Source organism: Halobacillus sp. SY10 (genome assembly GCF_045401165.1).
GTDB lineage: Bacteria > Bacillota > Bacilli > Bacillales > Halobacillaceae > Halobacillus > Halobacillus aidingensis.
Genome location: NZ_CP174345.1, coordinates 498,545 through 520,919 on the forward strand (window position 1 = coordinate 498,545; position 22,375 = coordinate 520,919).

A 22,375-nucleotide genomic window follows, 5' to 3' on the forward strand; every position below is an offset into this window, starting at 1 on the left:
ACAATGTGTGTAATTCATATAGAATTACAAGATTATTTCCACATAAATATGGCCGCCCTCTTATAAATAAAGTTAGGCGGCGAAATAAATTAATATAAGTTAGTGACTGGTCTTTACAAGTTATTTTTGATCTATTCTATTATAATGTACTCTTATTTTAAGGTAATAACGACGGTAGATGATTGTACAAATAGCCCAAACAATGAGCACAACAGAGATAACTTGCGCAGTGCGAAGATTCCAAATCATATATAAACTATCTGTACGCATCGCTTCTATAAAGAAACGACCAAATGAATACCAGATGACATAACTTAAGAAAACCTCTCCTCTAATTGGATTGTACTTTCTAAGTATTATTAATAGGGTGAATCCTGTAATATTCCACAAAGATTCATATAAAAAAGTTGGATGGTATAGAATACCATCAATGGCCATTTGGTTGATAATGAAATTTGGCAAGTGTTGCATGAAATTATTATAAAATTCTTCAGATACAGGTCCCCCGTGTGCTTCCTGGTTCATGAAGTTCCCCCAGCGTCCAATTGCTTGACCCAGAATAATACTTGGGGCAGCAATATCTACGAGTTTCCAAAAAGAAACCTTACGCACCCTTGCAAAAATCAAACCTGTTAAGGTGGCTCCGATTATAGCACCATGAATGGCGATACCACCTTCCCATATTGCAACTATGTCGATAAGAGGCCTCTCAGCATAACGTTCCCACTCGAATGCTACATAATAGATTCGTGCGCATAATATTGCAATTGGAATTGCATAAACCACCAGGTCGACGAATGTTTCTTTGCTTACACCAATACGCTCTGCTTCTCGTAGAGCGAGAACCAATCCTAAATAGGCCCCAGCAGCAATGATGATACCGTACCAATATATAGTTAAAGGCCCCAATTCGATAAATACTCGACTTAAAGGTTCGGCCTCATAATTCACCTAAATTCCTCCTTCATGAATGTAGAATATAGTTCTGTTCACTTTAAAGATGAAGAAAAATTATCAAGAAATTGTGGAGAACTTAGTAATATTCTATGAAGGATTATACTAGTTTTATAGAAATATAATATGCTCTGAAATTAATTTAGAACAAGGAGTGGAGAGCCCACTTGAATAGCCTTATTGCTAATGGCCAATTGCACATTGTTTTTTGGAAAAGCTGTCTCGGCTGTATCCTTAATCAGAGGAGAGTAACCTTCCAAAATTGTTTGGCTGCTATCGGAGTATTTATTTGTGATTTTTCCATCCAGTTCCTCAACGAGAAGTTTAGCATATTTATCTAATCTTTCTTCTGGTACTCTTTTGTAGAACTTTTTTTCAATCATAAGGTTCAATTTTGGAGAAAAGCCTGTAATACCTAGTTGGTGTTTTAACGTTTTCCAACGCTTGAGAGCATTCTGCTCATCAACCCACTGCCCCTTTATCTTTACTAATAAGTACACTTCATATTGGTCTAAACCTTTTTTTTCTACTCCCACCCATTTCATTTGTAGGTAGGCACTGTTCGATAACTTTTTTTCGCCTGTAAATTCTAAAATGTGATGACCGTTATCATGCCCCACTTGTAATAAAGTAATTGTAAATGCATCCTCTAGTTTAGAGGCTTTTTGAAAAAAATCCTTTTTATTCATGTATACTTCTTCCTTGTTACTGTGAGAAATAATGTACTGAATAGAACCAGTCTCTTGATCATCTTTTACTAACGTTACTAGTTCTTTCGGGAATTCGAATGCACGTGCTGAAATTATATGAAAGGATAATCCAAAAAATATGAGGGAAAAAGACAACCCGATAGTAATGATATCCAGAAAAATCTGATTATGAACCTTCATAATTAATCTCCCTTAATCTTAATAGCTTGTATATATCACCTATAATTGACACTTAGGTTACAGTTTATACATTAAGGTCATAGCTTAATAGATTTAGAAGAAGATTTTTTTAGTTTTGTTTATACGGAACTGGGTATGTGTATAATAGAATGAAAAATTAAGAGAGGTGGAAGGTATGCAATTTGATTTTACGAAAGAAACATCCAAAACCGTAGATGAGGTTATTTCTTCTCTGGAAAACTCTTTAAAAGAAGAAAAATTCGGTGTTCTTTGGAACTTTGATTTAACGGGTAAGTTACAAGAAAAAGGGATGGAATTTAATACTCCTTATAGAGTATTAGAAGTCTGTAATCCAGTTGAAGCGGATCGTGTCCTTCAGGAGAACAAAATGGTCGGTTATTTTCTTCCGTGTAAAATAGTCGTATATGAAGAAGAAGGACAAGTGAAAGTAGGTATGCCGAAACCAACAAAATTAATTGGGTTGGCTGATGATGAAAAATTAGCTGAAATTGCTGAAGATGTTGAACAGCGCTTGCAATCATCGATTGAAAAAGCAATTTAATAAAAAAGATAAAATAGATTGCCGCCCATTTATTATGGGTGGCTTTTTCTGTCCTAAAATAATATTGAAATTTACACAGAATCTGCACAACATCAATGTAGGGTGAAAAGAGACTTTAGAAAAATATTTTTTTATTTGAACGTTATGAAGGACGTTTACTAGTGCGCACATGTTGAAGATTCTAAATGACTTTAAAGCGTGGAGGTAAGGGATGTATCAATTTTTTAGTGAAATAAGTAATGTCTTTAGTCAACCTTTTTTTAACTTAGCTTTACAGTGGGAAGGTGTTCCTCTTCTCTCTGCTTTTTTACTCGGTTTAGTGGGAGCCATAGCACCTTGTCAATTTACAGGTAATATTGGAGCCATAACTATTTATGGGAATCGATCATTGCAATCCAACGTACCCTGGCTTCATGTTTTGCTCTTTATCATAGGGAAAATTTTCGTATTTTCCACCTTAGGGTTAATCGTTTGGATGCTTGGAAAAGAAATTCAGTCCAGTTTAACCTCGTACATACCGTTTATTAGGAAAATGATTGGTCCGTTTCTAATTGTCATCGGATTATTCATGCTGGGCATTTTCCGTATGAGATGGAGTATAAAATTAGCTGAAATTCCCGAAAGATTTTTGAGAGATAGTTATTGGGGAAGCTTTCTTATGGGCGTGAGTTTTACTCTGGCTTTTTGTCCAACTATGTTTATTTTGTTCTTTATGACGTTAATGCCGGTCGTCTTATCTACGTCATACGGGGCGGTGCTACCTTCCGTTTTTGCAGTGGGAACTTCTATTCCTTTAATTGTTTCCATTTTCCTAATTTGGTACTTCAATTTAGGAGGATCATTCATGAAAAAAGGGCGAAAGATTGGTGGGCTAGTTCAGAAAGCTGCTGGATGGATCTTAATTGCGGTTGGTATTTTGGATGCTTTAACTTATTGGTGAACAAACATGGCTTTCTAGGTTTAATACAGTAAGGATGAGGTTATGGAAAGGATAAATACTACAGGGAGGTATTTTAAATGCATACACCAGATCAGCAACAACTTTATGGGGAGAAAAAGGATGGGATAAAATATTTTGAGCTAACAGCTGAACCAGTCCGAAAAGAATTGTTGAACGGAGTGTTTATTGAAGGATGGGGTTATAATGGTTCTATACCAGGGCCAACTATCATAGTAAACCCGGGTGACCAAGTGAACATAAGGGTGAATAATGAGCTTCCGGAGTCAACCAGTGTCCATTGGCACGGACTGGATATTCCAGTAGAAATGGACGGTAGTGTGAACTTACAACCTTCTCCTAAGATAAAGCCAGGACAGTATTATGATTATCGATTTACTGTAATGAATGCCCCAGGCACCCATATGTATCACTCTCACTACAACTCAATGAAACAGCAAATGATGGGACTTGGAGGAGGTTTCATAATCAAAGAGGAAAATGATCCTGTTGAGCATGATTATTTCCTTTTATTGCAAGAATTTGCTTTAAAGGATTTAGAGCATGGTAGTGTGGAAAAAGGAACATATGAAATAAACCCACACTCCCACGCATTTAATTTCTACACCATAAACGGACGTTGCTTTCCTGATGTTAGCCCGATGGAAACAGAAGAAGGGGAAAAGGTGAGAATCCGGCTAGGAAGTATTGGTCACAGCCCCCATCCCATGCATATCCATGGCCATCAGTTCGAAGTTGAAAACCAAGATGGAAATCCACTTCCGGATGCAATGAAAATGAAGAGGAACAGCGTTACCTTGTCACCGGGTGAAACTTTTGACTTGATAGTTGACGCAAATAATCCAGGGGAGTGGCCGTTTCATTGTCACACGCCACATCATATGTCAAATAATCACGCAGAGGGGCACGGAGGTATGATGACATCACTGAAGTATATAAAGTGATAAAAATTCATGTTCAATCTATTTTAAGAATGATGCCTGATTAAATAGGTATCATTCTTCTTTTTACGATAAAGTATTGGATTTATGAATGGCAGATATGGAAAATGCATAAAATCTGCACAAAGAATGGGTAGTTACGGTAAGTAGACTGTGTCAAAGGAGTGATTTTATGGAAGAGTATAAAAAAAATAGCCTTTCGCTTATAGGGGCAATAGGACTTGGAACAGGAGTTATGATAAGTGCGGGAATCTTTGCTTTACTAGGACAGATTGCAGAATTAGCTGGAACATGGTTTCCACTCATGTTTATTGTAGGGGGGATAGTGACAGGATTTAGCGCTTACTCTTACGTTAAAATGAGCAATGAGTATCCTTCTGCTGGTGGAATAGGAATGTTCCTAGTAAAAGCTTATGGAAAGGGTACATTGACTGCTTCAGCTGCTATGCTGATGGCCGTATCGATGGTGATCAATCAAAGTTTAGTGGCCCGGACTTTTGGAACTTATACTTTGCAAATATTTAATATAGATGAAGGGAGCTTCCTTGTTCCTGTTCTCGGTGTAGGATTGCTTTTATTCGCTTTTATAGTAAATATTTCGGGTAATAGCTTTATTCAAACGTTTACGTCCATTATTTCCCTCCTAAAAATAATAGGTTTAGTCGTGTTTGCTATGGGAGGATTATGGGTGGCCGGTTTTTCTGTTGTTCCAGCAGGGGGAGGAAGCGGTACGCCTGATTCGACGGTGGCTAGTATGATTGCTGCTATAGCTTTAACCATCCTTTCATTTAAAGGTTTCACAACGATTACTAATAGCGGTTCAGAGATTGTGAATCCAAAGAAAAATATTGGAAGAGCGATCATAGCTACCATCTTAATTAGCCTTGTTGTTTATCTGCTTGTAGCATGGGCTGTTTCAAGCAATTTATCCTTGAGTAATATTATTGAAGCGAAGAACTATTCCCTTGCAGAAGCAGCTAGGCCTGCCTTTGGTGACTTCGGGGTTTGGTTCACAGTTGCTATTGCTATTATAGCTACCATTTCAGGTATTGTTGCAAGTGTTTTCGCTGTTTCACGTATGTTGGCTATGCTTACGGATATGAAATTAATTCCTCATAAGCATTTTGGCATGCCAGGAAGAGTTCAAAAACACACCCTTGTATATACAGTGGTGTTGGCGATGTTTCTAGCAGTCGTCTTCGATTTAACTCGGATTGCATCTGTAGGGGCTATTTTATATCTTGTCATGGATATGATTGTCCACTGGGGAGTTTTCAAACATTTACGAAAGAAAGTTAATGCTAATTCCGGAATTGTATTAACTGCTTTATTGTTAGATGCTATTGTATTGTTGGCTTTCACATGGGTGAAGTTGAATACCGACTGGTTGATCGTAGCTGTCTCTATATTATTTATTGTATTAATTTTTATTGGTGAACACTTGTTTTTGAAGAACAGACCAGCGAAGTGAGCCAATTCATTAATAAAACAGAGCACAATAAAAACACCATTATTAAAATATAGAAGGGTGTTTCTTACTGGTTGAGTGTACAAAATTTATTCTGCACAAATTATGCACGTGTGTACTTTATCATTAGAAATAAGTTTACATTCAATGTGCTTATGTTTTTTTCCGGTATTTCAAAATATATGAATCATTGAAGTAAATTAAGATGATTTAAACACTAATGAAACCAAACCAAATGAATTATTTAAAAACGTCGTACTTACAATAGAACGACGTTTTTAAACAGATTAATTTTATACGGTCCGTGGTATAGGTATGTAAAATGAAAAGGAGGTATTGTTTATGAATGGAATGATGAACGGAAGCGGTATGGGGAGCGGCTTTTTCGGTTATGGATTATTAGGTCTTATTATTTTAGTGGCCATTATTTTAATTGTCGTGTGGATGATGAAACCAAATACGAGTAAAAAACCTCCTCAAGATGGATCCTTAGAATCTTTAAAGCGCAGATTGGCAAACGGAGAAATATCTGAAGAAGAATACGACCGATTAAAAAAGAAACTAGAACAGTAGTGAAAGTCTGGAGAGGTGAAACAAATGAACCGAAAGATCATTGGATCAATTCTTATAGCTGTCTTATTAGGTTTTGGAGTATGGATGTTTTTCCAATCTCCATTTTCAGGCTCGACCCAGCAATCCTTACCGGCAGGAGTCCAACAAGATGGGGTAAGCATTATGGATCTGGAGACACAAAAAGCTGGAAATCGACCTGTCAAAACCTTTGAACTAAAAGCCAAAGAAACAATCTGGAAAATAAATGAGAGCAAAGAAGTGGAAGCCTGGACGTATAATGGAAAGGTTCCTGGGGAGCCCATTCATGTCACTGAAGGGGATTATGTGAAGGTGCGTTTGAAAAATCAACTGGATGTCCCTGTGACGATCCATTGGCATGGAATGATTTTGCCTAACCAAATGGATGGGGTGCCTGGGCTGACTCAAGATGCTGTTCAGCCTGGGGATACGTTTACTTATGAGTTTATAGCTAACGATGCAGGTACCTATTGGTATCATTCACATCAGCATAGTTCAAAGCAAGTAGATAAAGGGCTATATGGACCATTAGTAATTGAAGAAAAAAGCAAGAAATTTGAAAAAGATAAAACGTTCATACTAGATGAGTGGGCTGTGAATCAAGAGAAGCAAAGCTTATCGAATATGGGTGGAATGATGATGGGGTCCATGTCTGGAGACGGAGAAGCTGATACAAAGCAGATGTATGATACGTTAACGGTGAATGGTAAATCGGGTTCAGCCATTCAGCCATTAGAGTTGGAGGCAGGAGAAACCGCACGTTTGCGTTTTGTTAATGCTGGTTATCAACGACATCGATTAGTTTTTCCGAAAGGTTCTATGAAGGTATTAGCAACGGATGCTGAAGATGTGAAGCAAGTTGGAGAATCAATAAACACTTTGGAAATTGCACCTGGTGAACGTATTGATGTGGCCTATACAAAAGAAAAGAAAGGTCTAGAGGTTATTGGAGAAGATCCTCAATTGCAAAATGCTGACCAAATGAAAATCCCGGTTGTTTCCAATGGAAAAGAGAACATGTCAGATGGCAATGATTTGAATGTAGAGACTGCATCCTCCATAGGAAGTGGCACATCTAAAGGAAGTGAACAATTATTATTCGATAAGGTGCCTGAAACCGATGTTTCTTACCAAATGGATTTAAGTATGGGGATGAATATGGGAGAAGGAATGGCCTTTCAAATTAATGATAAAGTTTTCCCTGATACCCCTATGATTTCCGTAGAAGAAGGAGACATTGTCAAGGTGAAAATCAAAAACACTGGTATGCTTAACCATCCGATGCATTTACATGGGCATCGTTTTCAAGTGCAATCGAGAAACGGGAAACCTTATGATGCTCCGATCGTTAAAGATTTAATTCATGTGAAGCCTGGTGAAACTTACACAGTCTACTTTAAAGCTGATAACAAGGGGGAGTGGTTATTTCACTGTCACGATAATAACCATGCTGATCGCGGAATGGTGACTATCGTTGATTATGAGGGTGTTTATTCACCGTTTGGATTAGGTGGGGAAAATAGTAACCAGCCATGAAACAAAACAAAAATAAAGACGATTCCTTTTTGGGAATCGTCTTTATTTTTTGTTGGGGGAGAGCTTGATTCTTCTCATAATAGAGGACATTAATTGTTCTTGTTGAGTAATTTTTAAACCGGCCACTTCAATATTATCCATTGTTCTCCTGTTTATATTTGCGCCAATAATAGATAGGCCAATTGGGTTTAAAATATCCATGATCTTTCCTACCCATTCCACATCACTTCTCATATGTTCAAGCATTATAATTTGTCCGGTAGGTTTTGTCACCCGTCTGATTTCCTTTAAACCTCGAATAGGATCAGGCACCGAACAAAAAACACAAGTAGATACTACAGTATCGAAAGTATCATCATTAAATTTTAGGTTTTGAGCATCCATTTCTAATAATTCAAAGTGACCTGAAAGTTGATTGACTTTTTGTTTAGCTTTTTGAAGCATGTTGGGGCTGAAATCTATACCCGTTACATTAGTTTGATCATTGTAATACTTCAGGTTAGTCCCGGTACCTACACCTACTTCCAGTGTTTCTCCATAAGCCTTTTTAAGAAGGTTTTCTCTCCATTGATCACGGATCATGTGGTCCATTAGATCGAACACAATGGATATTCGATTATACCGTTGTTTAATTTTTTCCGTTTGTTTTTTGTCCATATGATTTCCCCCATTTAATGACAGATTAGATCTACAAGCAACCAATTGACTGGATAACTAGTAAGGAAACCAAGGATCATAACAATTTGCATCATGAACCATTACGTAATCTCAGTTGGTCTGTAAATAATATGTAGTGAGCAATAGCTATCCAACCGAAAATTCTTACTTCTTCATAGGCAATTAAAGAAAGTGAATTTGCTTTAACAGCAGCTTTTATTAAGCCTATGACTCCCTTATTTTTATTGATTTCAAAGATATACGCTAAGATGAATTCAACCATATAATGAGCAAATAATCGTCAATCCAGTTATAGCTACAATTGGAACGGTAACTGGATCTCCGAGAGTACAGGCTGCTGAGCAATGGCTAGTGAAAATGAACACTTTTGCTGGGCGTCCGCGATGATAGTCTATATCCAAGTTCTTAGCTTTTAATCGGCCCCATTTAAAGTATGTCCAGCGCGCGAATGGAACAAAAAACCATCCGTTTATAGGCTATACAAAGTTCATAACCTTCATCATTTGTGGATCGCGGATGTCATCAACTATGATGATAAGGGAAGAGATAAGTCGATTATTAGTGCAATCCATGAGACTGTAACTAACATATAATCACCTCTAATATTGTTGACATACCCAGTAATGGTATTTTCCCAAACATAACTAGCACGAGAATTAATATTAAAACACTACTGTTGACTAACAATACCACATAGGGGTATATTTAATGCTAAGGGAGGAATTCAAACATGGAAGACCAATACTTACCGGAAAACAGTAATAAAAAACCTGTAAAACCTAGAACAGTTCAAGAAAAAGAAGCTGTTATGAACCGGTTGAAACGTATAGAAGGACAAGTAAGAGGAATACAAAAAATGGTGGAAGAGGATCGGTATTGTGTTGATATTCTTATCCAAATCTCAGCTATAAATAAAGCCTTAAATAAAGTTGGCCATTCGTTACTTGAACGTCACACTCATCATTGTGTAGCAAGTGCCATTAAAAATGGAGAGGGCGAGAAAGCAATTGATGAATTAATGAAGGTGGTCCAACAATTCTCCAAATAGGAGGGTCGTGTCTATGAGTGAGCAAAAAGATATGAATTTAGGAATTACCGGTATGACCTGCTCGGCTTGTTCAACGCGTATTGAAAAAGTCTTGAACAAAATGGACGGCGTTGAGGCCAATGTGAATTTGACGATGGAAAAAGCAAGTATCCATTACGATGAAGAGCGAGTACAATCTTCCGACATTACTGCCAAAATTGAAAAGCTAGGGTATGGTGTCCAGAAAGAGCAAGTAGAATTGGACATTCACGGGATGACTTGCTCTGCATGTTCATCACGGATTCAGAAAGTATTGAACAAGATGGATGGAATTGACCAGGCCACGATCAATTTAGCAACTGAGGCTGGTTTTGTTGAATACGAACCTAACCGAGTTAGCGTTGACGATATCATCGCCAAAGTGAAGAAGCTTGGCTATGATGCAGTGATCAAACAAGATCGTGAGGAACAGAAAGATTATAAGGAAGAGGAAATCAAGAAAAAGAAACGCCATTTATGGATGTCTGTTCTCCTTTCATTTCCACTGTTATATACCATGATTGCCCACTTGCCGTGGGAGATTGGGTTGCCAGTTCCTGAAATTCTAATGAATCCTTGGTTTCAATTTATTCTTGCAACTCCTGTGCAATTCTATATTGGTGCTCGGTTTTATGTAGGCGCATATCGCTCCTTACGGAATAAGAGTGCCAATATGGATGTGCTAGTAGCATTAGGTACATCGGCAGCTTATTTTTATAGTTTGGTCGAGGCGGTTCGCTGGCAGATAAACTCTCAAATTATGCCTGAGCTTTATTTTGAAACAAGTGCTGTTCTCATTACCTTGATCCTTGTTGGGAAATTATTCGAATCCCTTGCAAAAGGGCGTACTACGGCTGCTTTAACGAAGCTATTGAACCTCCAAGCGAAAGAAGCAACGGTCCTAAAAGATGGTGAAGAGGTAAAGATCCCTGTGGATCAAGTAGAAGTTGACGATATATTGTTAGTTAAACCAGGGGAGAAAATCCCCGTAGATGGAAGTTTAGTTCAAGGGAAATCGTCTATAGATGAGTCCATGATTACAGGAGAGTCCATTCCAGTTGAAAAGAATGAAGGAGATTCTGTTATCGGCTCAACCATCAACAAAAACGGTACTATACAAATGAAAGCTGAGCGGGTTGGGAAAGATACAGCTCTTGCAGGAATTGTTAAAATTGTTGAAGAAGCACAAGGCTCAAAAGCCCCTATCCAAAGAACGGCAGACATCATATCTGGAATCTTTGTACCAATTGTCGTTGGAATCGCCGTTCTTACGTTTATTAGCTGGTTTGTATTTGTAACCCCAGGCGAATTGCCTGCAGCCCTTGAAGCTTCAATTGCTGTACTCGTTATTGCCTGCCCTTGTGCACTAGGTCTTGCAACGCCCACCTCAATCATGGTAGGTACCGGAAAAGGGGCTGAACAGGGTATCCTTTTTAAAGGCGGTGAATATTTAGAAGGGACACAAAGCATAACCACTGTTCTATTAGATAAGACAGGTACAGTGACGAAAGGTAAGCCTGAAGTTACCGATTTCGTTGCATTTGGTGAGGATAAAGAGGAGTGGCTGGCTGATTTAATCGCTGCCGAGAAGGCATCTGAACACCCACTAGCCGAGGCAATTGTCGCCTACGGAAATGAGCAGAACGTAGAACTCAAGGAAGCTATAGACTTTGAAGCGATTCCTGGATATGGGATTCAAGCGAAAGTAGAAGATAAAAAAGTCCTTGTTGGGACTAGAAAACTGATGGAACGTGAGAGCTTACCTTATCAACAATATGAAGAGGCTTTTTCAAAGTTAGAACTTGAAGGTAAAACAGCCATGTTTATTGCGATTGGCCAAGAAATCAAAGGGTATATCGCGGTTGCTGACACGGTAAAAGAAACTTCTAAGCAAGCGATTGCCGACCTGAAAGAGTTAGGGATCCAGGTCTTCATGGTCACAGGGGATAATGAACGGACGGCTAAAGCCATTGCGGAGCAAGTTGGAATCGATGGTGTCATTGCCGAAGTTTTACCTGAAGAAAAAGCTGAGAAAGTGAAGGAGCTGCAAAAACAGGGTCAGAAAGTCGCTATGGTAGGAGATGGGATCAATGATGCTCCTTCTTTAGCTACAGCTGATATTGGTATTGCTATTGGGACTGGAACAGATGTCGCCATTGAAACAGCCGACATCACACTAATCGGTGGAGATCTTGAACATTTGAGTAAGGCCATCCAACTAAGTCGTAAGACAATGAAGAATATTCGACAGAACCTGTTCTGGGCACTTGCCTATAACACAGCGGGTATTCCTGTAGCTGCAATTGGATTATTAGCCCCATGGGTGGCTGGTGCTGCGATGGCGTTCAGTTCTGTAAGTGTCGTTAGTAATTCGCTTCGTTTGAAGCGTGTGAAGATATAATTAAATTAGAAAGGATGAATCAAGAATGCAAACGACTATTAAAGTAGAAGGAATGACGTGTGGACATTGTGAACAAGCGGTTAAAGGTGCCTTAAAAGAGGTTGAGGGAGTACAAGAAGTACAAGTAGATTTGAAAACAGGGAACGTTGACATTTCTGCAAATGGGAATGTTAGTAAACAAGAAATGACTGAAGCAATCGAAGAACAGGGGTACGATGTCGTTTCTCAATAACCATTGAGAGAAAAATACGAAAGGCCTGAAGCTACGACAAAGGTTGTATCTTCAGGCTTTTTTTCTATTTGGAGAGAGGTTCAAAAAAATATAGAATTTCTTCACATTTTCTCGATAATTTTTTGAGAGGATGAGTTGAGATTTCTTCAAGGAGTGTTTGAAATGAAAATGAGATTTACCCTTTTGATATTGGCATCGATTACAGCTATTGCTGGGTGTAGCCAATCAGAACAAGAAAGTAACCAAAAGGAAGGGGGAAAAGAATCCCTACAAACAGCTACAGAATCATTTGATGGATCAATAGAGCATGTGCATGGTATGGGGTATGTTGATGGAGAGACAATTGCATACGCCGCACATTCAGGGGTTAAGCTTTTCCAAGATGGGGATTGGATGGAATCTAAATACCACAAAAATGATTATATGGGTTTTAATGCAGTCGACGATGGTTTTTATACTTCTGGTCATCCTGGTAAACAAAGTGATTTACCTAACCCTGTTGGACTTCAAAAAGGAGATTTGACCGATGAAGACCTATCAGCTCTTGCTTTTGAAGGAGAAGTCGATTTTCATGCAATGGGAGTAGGGGCAATCAATCATGCGATTTATGTATTGAACGAGAGGCCTAATTCTGAGATGGACAAAGGTCTTTATAAAAGCACGGATGAAGGGGAGACTTGGAAGAAAATCAAGGCTGAAAACTTAGGAGAGAAAATCTTTCAAATTGCCGTGCATCCGGATGATGAGAATATCGTGGCGGTGGCAAGTGCGACAGGGATTTACTTCAGTGAAGATGGAGGAGAGACCTTCAAGATGATTTCTGAACAAGGACAAGGGAGCGGTTTGTATTTCACAAAAGATCGATTATTCTACGGTCTTTATACCGGAGAGCCTTTATTGAAGAAATATGATTGGAATGATCAATCAAAAGAAAATATGAAACTCCCTGAGTTGAAGGAAGATGCTGTCATGTATATCTCCAAAAACCCAGACACGGATGGTGAGTTTGTTATCTTCACAATTAAAGGGAACAGTTACATGACTACAAACTCTGGAGAAGCATGGAAACAAATTATCGACCAAGGGAAAACGAAATAAAAAGTGAAATTTACTATAGAGAGGTAGGTTATTTTTGAAAAAGAAAAAAAAGCGGCGTTTATGGATGAGAATTGTGGTATTGAGTCTCTTTATGTTTGTAGTCGGGTTTGTCCTATACCAAAATTTCACGAAAGATTCAGAAGTTGTGAATGCAGGAGATATGGCACCAGATTTCGCATTAAAAACTTTATCTGGAGAAACCGTACAGCTGAGTGACTATAGAGGACAAGGAGTGTTTCTCAATTTTTGGGCTACGTATTGTAAACCTTGTGAAGAAGAGATGCCTTATATTGAGAGCCAGTATCAAAAGTTTAAGGATGAAGGGGTGAAAGTTTTAGCCGTAGATGTAGGAGAAAACGACGTAACAGTATCCTCCTTTGTGGAACGGAAAGGGATGACATTCCCTGTATTGATGGATAGACGTGAAGAGCTTCTTGATGCTTATGGTATTGGACCAATTCCTGTTACTTTTTTAATTGATAAAAACGGCAAAGTAGTCGATCGTATTACCGCGGGATTGACGGAACCTCAAGTTCGTGATTATATGAAGAAAATTCAGCCGGAAAAATGGAGGGAGTCAGATGGCTGATGTGAATGTGTTCTTAGCCTTCGGTGCGGGGTTCTTATCTTTTATATCGCCTTGTTGTCTCCCGTTATATCCGGCGTTTCTATCCTATATTACGGGTATGTCTGTCGATGATTTACAAAAAAGAAAAAAGTTTTTCCAAAAGCAGCCGATGCTCCACACAACCTTTTTCCTTCTTGGTTTTTCAATCATTTTTATTGCGATTGGTTTTTCTACCTCATGGATCGGAGGGTGGTTCATTCGTTATGACGATCTGATTCGTCAATTGGGAGCCATCCTAATCATTTTTTTAGGGTTGGTTGTCGTCGGCTTTTATAAACCTACACTCTTCATGAAAGAATATAAAGTATCGTTGAAAAATCGACCTCCTGGATATTTAGGCTCTAGTGCTGTGGGAATGGCTTTCGCGGCTGGATGGACCCCATGTACAGGGCCGATTCTTGCTGCCGTTATTGCTTTAGGTGTTTCCTCCCCTGATGAGGCTGTCTTCTACATGATCAGCTATGTTCTAGGGTTTTCCATTCCATTTTTCTTGATGGCTATGTTTATTGGCCGTATAAAGTGGATCAAAAGACATAATCGGAAAATTGTTAAGTTTGGCGGCTATGTCATGATTATTATGGGGGTATTTTTGTTTTTTGGATGGATGACACGATTGACCTCCTTCATTACTAATCAATTCTTTGGAGGATGGACTGGCTTCTAACTATCGGAATTGAGGAGACAGTATGAAGAAAAGTATTTCATTGAAAATAGGATTGTTGTTCTTTATCCTAATGACCATTATTGAACTCTCGTTATTCTTTGTTTTGTATACCAATATATCAAATTACCAAATTGATGACGTGTTAGAGGGGCTTTTAAGCCGTGGAAGCAGTCACCGAAATGTATTAGAAAAAAAGTTCGATCAGTCTACGCTTAATCATGTGGCGCTAATGGAAACGGAGGCAGTCACAGATGTAGTCATTACAGATAACCAAGACAAAATTCTTACTAGTTCATCAGCTATTGATTCATTTCAGAAAGAGCTGATTCAAAAATATAGAACTAGTCCTAATGATCAAGGGATGATTATTGAAGAGCAATGGAAAAACTCGCCCTATGTTGCCACTTTATCTCCCATTATTATCAACGGCGAGCTTCGAGGGAACGTGTATATGTTTTCTCCCTCTTCAATTATCCGGGATCTTACGTCCCATCTTTCTCAACAGTTTATTTTTGTCATGGTGCTCATCCTTGTTGTGACTTTGGTGGTCGTGTTCACTCTTTCGAAACAGGTTACAAAGCCCCTTATTAGAATGAAAGAAGAAACTGAAAAGCTAAGCAGTGGAGAGACAAATGTGGAGTTGAGTGAGCATTATAATGATGAACTTGGAGTCTTAGCTCATTCCATCAACCGTTTAGCGGAAGAGTTAGAAAGAATGAAGAAGGAACGTAACGACTTTTTGTCTTCGATTGCACATGAATTACGCACTCCATTAACTTACTTAAAAGGGTACGCCGATATTGCATCACGGGAGCAAACAGATGAAGAGGATAGAAGAAAGTACCTTGAAATCATTAAAGAAGAGACCGAAAGTCTTACAGCTATGGTTCAACAACTTTTTCAATTAGCAAAAATGGATGAAAATGCGTTCGCTATTCAGCCAGAAGTGCGTGAAGTTAAACCATTACTATTCGAAGCAAAAGAAAAAATGTACCCATTGATAACGAATAATGAGGCTGAAGTGAGTATCGATTGTTCTGATGGAATCGATATATATGCAGATCCAATTCGTTTCAGGCAAGTGATCATGAATCTATTAGACAACGCTCTAAGGTATTCCGGAGAGCAACCAAGAATCCATATCCAGGTTAATAACCTGCATACGAGAGTTCTTATTAAAGTAAGAGATGAAGGGTCTGGTGTCCCAGAAGAATTCCTTCCCTATCTTTTTGATCGCCTTTATCGAATTGATAAATCAAGATCGAGGGATTTAGGGGGTACAGGTTTGGGACTTGCCATCGTTAAGGAGATAGTCGAGATTCACGGAGGAAAAGTCGAAGCCATGAATCAAGAAGGCTTATGCATTCAAGTATCTTGGCCAAAGGAAGGAAGTTTATGACTAGAATTTTACTTGTTGATGATGAACAAAGAATGCTGAATTTACTTTCCTTATATTTAACCCCTCATGGGATGACCTGTGATCAGGCTTTGAGTGGTTATCAGGCTCTTAAGCAACTGGATAAAAAATCTTATGATTTAATCCTATTAGATATCATGATGAAAAATATGGATGGCTTTGAGACATGTAAGAAAATAAAAGAACGAACGGACATTCCAGTTATCATGCTTACGGCGAAAGATCAAAAGCATGATATTCTTCATGGTTTGCATTTAGGAGCCGATGACTATGTTACTAAACCGTTCGATGAGGAAATTTTGCTCGCTCGTATAGAAGCCCTTTTAAGGCGAGGAACGAATCAAAAGAAAATTGAAATAAATGGTTTAGTATGGAATCAAGATTCGTATCAACTGCATTTTAAACATAGAGAAATTCGTTTGACCCCTAAAGAATTCAAATTGCTAGGGCTGCTCCTCAAACGACCGAATCAAGTTTATGAACGTGAAGATCTATTAGAATTGGTCTGGGGATTTGCCTCTGAAACAGAGGGGAGAACCATTGATTCTCATGTTCGAAATCTGAGAGAAAAAATTCGAAAACAGGATTTTCCTATTGATTCTCACTTGAAAACGATATGGGGGGTCGGTTACAAATGGGAAAAATAAATTTTGTAAAAGATGTTTAATTATACCGGTATAGGGTTACCATACCTATGTAATTAAATTTAAAAGGAGGACTTTATTAATGTCACATGAACAGTACCAGTCCGCAATTCAATCGTTACATGAGTGTATGGAAGCCTGTAACCATTGTTATGATGCATGCCTACAAGAAGAAGACATAAAAATGATGGCTCAGTGTATTCGTTTGGACAGAGAGTGTGCAGATATCTGTGCTTATCTTGAACAATCTCTAGTTAGAGGCACTCCTTTTGCAGCAGAATTAGCTAGCGTTTGTGCAAAAATTTGTGAAGATTGTGGAAATGAATGTAAAAAACACGACCATGACCATTGTCAAAAGTGTGCAGATGCGTGCTTTAAATGCGCGGATGCATGTAAGAGCATTGCATAACATAATTACGAATAACTAAGACTAGCACTTTTGCTAGTCTTTTTTTCTTGAGATGAATGTTTAGATATACCCCTACGAGGTAAAAGTATTAAGAAAGAATGAACACATAGAAAAAAAGATTGGAGGATTTACATTGGGACACGAACATCATAAACATGAAAAGCAAAATGAAAACCATGATGAACATGGTCATGAGGAACATGATCATGGGCACGATCACCATGGGCATGAAGATCACGAGGGGCACGATCATGGGACGATGGTTGAAGATTTTAAAAAGAGGTTTTATATATCTTTAACCGTAACCTTACCTATATTAATCTTGTCTCCAATGATTCAGAATTTTATTGGTCTGGATATTTCTTTCCTCTACGATCAATACGTTTTATTTGGTTTGGCAACTTTTGTGTTTTTCTATGGTGGTTGGCCTTTTCTTACGGGAGCAGTAGATGAATTAAAACAAAAAAATCCTGGCATGATGACCCTGATAGGACTAGCGATCGTTGTTGCTTATGTATATAGTTCTCTTGTTGTTTTCGGATGGTCAGGAAGAAACTTCTTTTGGGAACTGGCAACGTTAATTGATATTATGTTGCTAGGTCACTGGATTGAAATGAAGTCTGTAATGGGAGCATCGAATGCTTTACAAGAGTTAGTGAAATTAATGCCTAATGAAGCTCACCGATTAAAAGAAAATGGAGAAACAGAAGATGTCCCATTAAATGAACTTCATTCGGAGGATCTTGTACTCGTAAAACCCGGAGAGAAGATTCCTGTAGATGGAGTAATTACAGAAGGTAAATCGGCTATTGATGAATCGATGCTTACTGGAGAATCTGTACCTGTAGAAAAGGGAGCAGAAGATGAGGTTATCGGTGGATCCATAAACAAAGAAGGCAGTCTCACGATTCAAGTGAAGAAAACGGGAGACGATACGTATTTATCTCAAGTGATTGAACTAGTTCAAGAAGCTCAAAATTCAAAATCCCGAGCCCAGGACTTCGCTAACCGGGCCGCAAAGTGGCTCTTTTATTTAGCGCTGGGCGCAGGTATTACCACATTTATCATTTGGGTAGCTCTAGGGTATTCTTTTGATGTAGCTTTAGAACGTATGGTAACCGTTATGGTAATCACTTGTCCTCATGCTTTAGGTCTTGCAGCACCACTTGTAGTAGCCGTTTCTACTTCGTTGTCAGCTAAGCAAGGGCTATTAATAAGAAATCGGACTCAATTCGAAAATGCAAGGAATATAGACGCCGTCATATTTGATAAGACAGGTACGTTAACCAAAGGTGAATTTGGTGTCACGAATATTATTCCAAATGAACAAGAGGAAAATGATGTGTTGTATTGGGCAGCAAGTGTCGAGCAAAATTCTGAACACCCTTTAGCTAGAGGTATTCTTGAAAAAGCTCGAGAACAAGAGATATCTCTTGGAAAAGTAAAGGATTTTGAATCCATCACAGGAAAAGGATTGAAAGGATCTGTTGAGGATAGGGAAGTAAAAGTCATGAGCCCTGGTTATATGAAAGATGAAGGCTATTCTTATGATACAGATTCTTTTAATGAATTATCAGAAGAAGGTAAGACAGTGGTATTTGTTTTACTTGACGATCAATTTATAGGAATGGTCGCTCTGGCTGATATGGTTCGGGATTCGGCAAAAGAAGCGATAGCAGAACTAAAATCAAATAATATTCATTCTGTTATGCTTACCGGTGATAATCAAAAAGTCGCGAACTGGGTGGCAAAACAGTTGGATATTGATGAAGTGTACGCTGAAGTATTACCTGATCACAAAGCTGATAAAGTGAAAGAAGTGCAATCCCAGGGAAGAAAAGTCGCGATGACTGGAGATGGAATTAATGATGCACCGGCTTTGGCGACTGCAGATGTAGGGATAGCCATTGGAAGTGGAACGGATGTGGCTGTCGAAACGGCAGATATTGTCCTTGTAAAAAGTAATCCCAAAGACATTGTTTCCATTGTAAGCTTATCTAAAAATACGTATAAGAAGATGGTGCAAAACCTTTGGTGGGCAGCAGGTTATAACATATTTGCCATTCCTTTAGCAGCTGGGGTTTTAGCTCCTATTGGTATTGTACTCAGTCCTGCAGTAGGAGCAGTTTTAATGAGTTTGAGTACGGTGGTTGTAGCCATTAACGCGAAGTTACTAAAAGCAGAATAGTAAAACGAGGCAAAGAAATTTTCTTTGCCTCGTCCTTATGATGAATGGTGAATGTGTGGAGTTTTCTGATGCGTAGGCTCACTGACAAACCAACTTCCTCCTAATAAAAAACTAATCACCAGCAAGAATAACAGGATAGGTTTGAGAAACCATTTCTTTGATGGGATGGATTGGTCAGGACAAGAAGTGCATGCAAACATAGGGTATAAAAACAGAGAACATACAGCTAATGTTATGAATAGTTTAATTAGAATAATGGATTCAGTAATAGAGATCATCTCTCCTAGCATAGCTCCCATCATTCCGCCCATTAATCCAGCTGATAGCCCCTCAATACAGGAAACCATTCCTAGTTTCCAGTTACACACCCCTCCGATAAAAGCTCCTGCTGATATACTTAAAACTGTAGAAATGAACAAATTTCCTTGAAAGAGCGAACCCAGCATTAATCCAATAACAAGCCCAATACTTGTCCCGGATATCATTGAGATGACCATGCGCTGGCTATGATGAAGAGATGCATGAAATTTCTTCGTTAATATAAGTGAAAAAATAACAATTAATAGTAAAGCCAATACAATAAAAAGTTGAAAATCACTCATTCCTATTCTCCTTTGGTGACCCATAATCGTTACCTACTTAACTTTATGACGTTTGGATGGGAATTATTTTCACTTTTAATATATTTATTGGAGGGATTTTATTTGCTGTGATGAAAGTGTGGAAATTTAATCCTTCTATATAAAACACTTATCATGGGGATGGTAAGATTCCCCTACTGTGATGCTGTGGAAAGGTATAGATGAGGGGCCGCCTCTTCCTTTTCACTTCGGACAAGAATATGACCCACTAGTACCTTAAGTGAGCCACAATCATAAATGGTAGTGGCTCTGTGTCTTTATTGCTGTAACCCGTAAAGTCCACACATCGACATTTCTCCCTCGTATGCCTCGTGAAGGATAGATCCTTCGGGATTGGTTTGTTGGATAGATGGCGCTGGTATACTTCGTATTATTTGAAGCTCCTCAATTGGTTCATGATGCAAATTGCAATAATCATTCGCTTCTTGACCTGCTGATGGGCGGCTGGTCAAACAAAGTATTAAGTAAGAAATGGAGCAAATTCAATATTGTTAACAGATCTTAATCACTTCTCCATAGAATCTTGATAATTTAATCTCATACTAAGCTTATTAACAAAAAGGAGCTGATAAAAATGAAAAAGTTGATAATTGGAGCATTATCATTTGGAATAATTGCTGCTGGCGGTGTGACGGGAGTCAGCGCTAAAAGCGGGCAGATGGAAATGCCACAAGAAAAAAGCGCTCAAATGATGGACATGGATAGAATGCATCAAATGATGCTAGAGTCAAATGCTGTTATTAATTTTGGCCAGGCGAAAAATCTAGTGGAAGAAATGCATCCGGAAATGACGAATCAGGAAATAAAAGAGATGTATATTAACATGCATGGTACGAATGGAGCTGCGCCTAGCAAGAACTTCAAAGAAATGGAACATAACCAATGAGTATTAAAAAAGCTGACCCGGATTCATGAATCCGGGTCAGCTTTTATCTTATTTAAATTTATGATGTTTGGAAGAGAGTTTATTTTTGAGTATTTTTATTGCAGGTCTTTTATGTTGGGATTTTCATATAGAAAGTAAGAAACAGATTGAGTATAAACTATTTTTATTAAGCAATCTGTATAAAGGTATGGAAGGGAACTATTAATAGTACTCACCTCTATGGCGTTGCTGAGCATAAGCAACTCTTATTATTTGAATCTATTAAAAATAAGAGATTCTAGTTATCCTTCATCAGCATAGAGTTAGTAGTATAAGCTTTCTGTTGAAGGGCGGTTGGGGAATGGCAAACGATAATCATAAATACAAGGGTCCTTTTTTTACTGTTCTCAAGATTTCTTTAGTTACCATACTATGCAGTTTCTTGATGGTTTCTATTCTGACAAGCAGTGTTGTAAAAAAACATATCTATTCTCCGACGCTGCAATCTATTTCGCAAATTCTCCCGGATAATGTTTATCTGTTTCTTATACAACAAGAGATAAAACCCCTAGGTATTTTATATAGCGAGGATAAAGTAACAATGGATTTGATGAAATTAGCAACAAATGTGGAAATTGGGGATTTTCGTAGCTTACTTGGGAGGGAAATTCCAGGTTTAGAAAGGTATCATACTGAAATAGTCATTGCCGGTGAAGGAACGGATATTGGGAACCTCCCGTCAGAATCGCCTCCACCTTCTGAAGGTCAGTTAAATGAACAAGATATTGTACAAGAAGAGGTGGATAAGGCGAATGAGGAAAACCCACATAAAGAAACGGAAACAGTAACTGATAAAGTGGTTTACATTTACCATTCTCATAGTTGGGAGGCATTTAAGCCTTTAATTAAGAGCGATGATTCTACCGATGCCTCTAGTACGAATAAAGACGTCAATGTCATTGCGGTAGGAGCTAAGTTAATGAACGAATTAGAAAGCAAAGGAATAGGTGTTAATCATAATCAATTAGATGTAACCAAAGGATTAAAAGAACAGAATTGGAATTATAATCACTCTTACGAATATTCAAGAGGATTAGTAAAAGAAGCTATTGCTCAGAATGAAAAGCTGACATACTTGATAGATATTCATAGAGATTCACAGCCGGGCACAATTACAACTAAAAATATTAATGGTATCAACTACGCTCGACTCTTTTTCGTAGTTGGTAAAGAGAATAAGAACTATGAAAAGAACTTGGATATTGCTACAAAACTCCATAATGCTTTGGAAAGGAGTTATCCTGGAATTAGTCGTGGTGTGTTTGTCAAAACGAAATCTGAAGGTAATGGGGTTTATAACCAAGATTTGACTGAAAGAGCTCTACTTTTAGAGTTTGGAGGTGTTGATAATAATCTAACAGAGCTCTATAACTCAGTTGATGCATTTGCTGAAGTGTTTGAAAGTTATTATAGGGACGAAGGGAAGAAAGTGAATTCTAATTAAATAGTGATAGCTTATTTTAATGACCGGAATGTTCACTTAT

Annotated in this window: 23 protein-coding genes; 18 read left to right on the forward strand and 5 right to left on the reverse strand. The window is 38.2% G+C overall.

What is annotated here, in order from left to right; translation table 11 throughout:
- Nucleotides 1–120 precede the first annotated feature (120 nt).
- Both lgt and ACJA3J_RS02665 read right to left on the reverse strand, forming a co-directional pair.
- Complete coding sequence (lgt, locus tag ACJA3J_RS02660; protein WP_406945440.1) at nt 121–951, reverse strand: prolipoprotein diacylglyceryl transferase; 831 nt, start codon at nt 949–951, stop codon at nt 121–123.
- A 140-nt stretch (nt 952–1,091) separates the two neighbouring features.
- On the reverse strand, nt 1,092–1,844 hold the full coding sequence (locus tag ACJA3J_RS02665; protein WP_406945441.1) for a YwmB family TATA-box binding protein: 753 nt from the start codon (nt 1,842–1,844) through the stop codon (nt 1,092–1,094).
- A gap of 175 nt (nt 1,845–2,019) precedes the next feature.
- Between ACJA3J_RS02665 and ACJA3J_RS02670 the strand changes: the two genes are divergently transcribed.
- From ACJA3J_RS02670 to ACJA3J_RS02695, 6 genes are all read left to right on the forward strand, one after another.
- A complete protein-coding gene (locus tag ACJA3J_RS02670) occupies nt 2,020–2,406 on the forward strand; it encodes a DUF302 domain-containing protein (protein ID WP_406945442.1) in 387 nt (128 codons plus the stop codon).
- Between the two features lie 211 nt (nt 2,407–2,617).
- Complete coding sequence (locus tag ACJA3J_RS02675; protein ID WP_153464206.1) at nt 2,618–3,346, forward strand: sulfite exporter TauE/SafE family protein; 729 nt, start codon at nt 2,618–2,620, stop codon at nt 3,344–3,346.
- A 77-nt stretch (nt 3,347–3,423) separates the two neighbouring features.
- Entirely contained in the window at nt 3,424–4,308 is an 885-nt protein-coding gene (locus ACJA3J_RS02680; protein ID WP_406945443.1) for a multicopper oxidase family protein, read from the forward strand.
- Nucleotides 4,309–4,477: 169 nt separating this feature from the next.
- Nucleotides 4,478–5,776, forward strand: a complete 1,299-nt coding sequence (locus ACJA3J_RS02685) for an APC family permease (RefSeq protein WP_153464211.1) — start codon at nt 4,478–4,480, stop codon at nt 5,774–5,776.
- Between the two features lie 339 nt (nt 5,777–6,115).
- The gene (locus tag ACJA3J_RS02690) at nt 6,116–6,346 is read left to right on the forward strand and encodes an SHOCT domain-containing protein (RefSeq protein ID WP_153464213.1); all 231 of its coding nucleotides are present in this window, start codon (nt 6,116–6,118) and stop codon (nt 6,344–6,346) included.
- Nucleotides 6,347–6,370: 24 nt separating this feature from the next.
- Nucleotides 6,371–7,900 carry a multicopper oxidase family protein gene (locus ACJA3J_RS02695; protein ID WP_237648688.1) on the forward strand — a complete coding sequence of 510 codons (1,530 nt, stop codon included), beginning with the start codon at nt 6,371–6,373 and terminating at the stop codon, nt 7,898–7,900.
- Nucleotides 7,901–7,942: 42 nt separating this feature from the next.
- Here ACJA3J_RS02695 and ACJA3J_RS02700 read toward each other — a convergent pair whose 3' ends face one another.
- Both ACJA3J_RS02700 and ACJA3J_RS02705 read right to left on the reverse strand, forming a co-directional pair.
- Nucleotides 7,943–8,557, reverse strand: a complete 615-nt coding sequence (locus tag ACJA3J_RS02700) for a class I SAM-dependent methyltransferase (protein WP_153464217.1) — start codon at nt 8,555–8,557, stop codon at nt 7,943–7,945.
- Nucleotides 8,558–8,571: 14 nt separating this feature from the next.
- On the reverse strand, nt 8,572–8,652 hold the full coding sequence (locus ACJA3J_RS02705; RefSeq protein ID WP_337189842.1) for a DUF4396 domain-containing protein: 81 nt from the start codon (nt 8,650–8,652) through the stop codon (nt 8,572–8,574).
- Between the two features lie 656 nt (nt 8,653–9,308).
- Between ACJA3J_RS02705 and ACJA3J_RS02710 the strand changes: the two genes are divergently transcribed.
- From ACJA3J_RS02710 to ACJA3J_RS02755, 10 genes are all read left to right on the forward strand, one after another.
- On the forward strand, nt 9,309–9,626 hold the full coding sequence (locus ACJA3J_RS02710) for a metal-sensing transcriptional repressor (RefSeq protein WP_153464219.1): 318 nt from the start codon (nt 9,309–9,311) through the stop codon (nt 9,624–9,626).
- 13 nt (nt 9,627–9,639) lie between these two features.
- Complete coding sequence (locus ACJA3J_RS02715) at nt 9,640–12,045, forward strand: heavy metal translocating P-type ATPase (RefSeq protein WP_153464221.1); 2,406 nt, start codon at nt 9,640–9,642, stop codon at nt 12,043–12,045.
- Nucleotides 12,046–12,070: 25 nt separating this feature from the next.
- Nucleotides 12,071–12,277 carry a cation transporter gene (locus ACJA3J_RS02720; RefSeq protein WP_406945444.1) on the forward strand — a complete coding sequence of 69 codons (207 nt, stop codon included), beginning with the start codon at nt 12,071–12,073 and terminating at the stop codon, nt 12,275–12,277.
- A gap of 162 nt (nt 12,278–12,439) precedes the next feature.
- Nucleotides 12,440–13,375 carry a F510_1955 family glycosylhydrolase gene (locus tag ACJA3J_RS02725; RefSeq protein WP_406945445.1) on the forward strand — a complete coding sequence of 312 codons (936 nt, stop codon included), beginning with the start codon at nt 12,440–12,442 and terminating at the stop codon, nt 13,373–13,375.
- 64 nt (nt 13,376–13,439) lie between these two features.
- Nucleotides 13,440–13,964: a thiol-disulfide oxidoreductase ResA gene (gene resA, locus ACJA3J_RS02730; RefSeq protein WP_406946255.1), complete on the forward strand. Its 525-nt coding sequence runs from the start codon at nt 13,440–13,442 to the stop codon at nt 13,962–13,964.
- Nucleotides 13,957–14,667: a cytochrome c biogenesis CcdA family protein gene (locus ACJA3J_RS02735; RefSeq protein WP_406945446.1), complete on the forward strand. Its 711-nt coding sequence runs from the start codon at nt 13,957–13,959 to the stop codon at nt 14,665–14,667. The genes resA and ACJA3J_RS02735 overlap by 8 nt, the downstream gene beginning before the upstream one ends.
- 22 nt (nt 14,668–14,689) lie before the next feature.
- Nucleotides 14,690–16,066: a sensor histidine kinase gene (locus ACJA3J_RS02740; protein WP_406945447.1), complete on the forward strand. Its 1,377-nt coding sequence runs from the start codon at nt 14,690–14,692 to the stop codon at nt 16,064–16,066.
- Complete coding sequence (locus ACJA3J_RS02745; protein WP_153464231.1) at nt 16,063–16,731, forward strand: response regulator transcription factor; 669 nt, start codon at nt 16,063–16,065, stop codon at nt 16,729–16,731. Before ACJA3J_RS02740 ends, ACJA3J_RS02745 begins: the two co-directional genes overlap by 4 nt.
- Before the next feature lie 79 nt (nt 16,732–16,810).
- Entirely contained in the window at nt 16,811–17,137 is a 327-nt protein-coding gene (locus ACJA3J_RS02750; RefSeq protein WP_153464233.1) for a four-helix bundle copper-binding protein, read from the forward strand.
- Between the two features lie 133 nt (nt 17,138–17,270).
- Nucleotides 17,271–19,325: a heavy metal translocating P-type ATPase gene (locus ACJA3J_RS02755; protein WP_153464235.1), complete on the forward strand. Its 2,055-nt coding sequence runs from the start codon at nt 17,271–17,273 to the stop codon at nt 19,323–19,325.
- 35 nt (nt 19,326–19,360) lie between these two features.
- Here the strand turns inward: ACJA3J_RS02755 and ACJA3J_RS02760 are convergent, their stop codons facing one another.
- Nucleotides 19,361–19,927, reverse strand: a complete 567-nt coding sequence (locus ACJA3J_RS02760) for a hypothetical protein (RefSeq protein ID WP_153464237.1) — start codon at nt 19,925–19,927, stop codon at nt 19,361–19,363.
- A gap of 613 nt (nt 19,928–20,540) precedes the next feature.
- Between ACJA3J_RS02760 and ACJA3J_RS02765 the strand changes: the two genes are divergently transcribed.
- Nucleotides 20,541–20,852 carry a hypothetical protein gene (locus tag ACJA3J_RS02765; protein ID WP_153464239.1) on the forward strand — a complete coding sequence of 104 codons (312 nt, stop codon included), beginning with the start codon at nt 20,541–20,543 and terminating at the stop codon, nt 20,850–20,852.
- Nucleotides 20,853–21,192: 340 nt separating this feature from the next.
- Nucleotides 21,193–22,335: a stage II sporulation protein P gene (spoIIP, locus tag ACJA3J_RS02770; RefSeq protein WP_153464241.1), complete on the forward strand. Its 1,143-nt coding sequence runs from the start codon at nt 21,193–21,195 to the stop codon at nt 22,333–22,335.
- Nucleotides 22,336–22,375 lie beyond the last annotated feature (40 nt).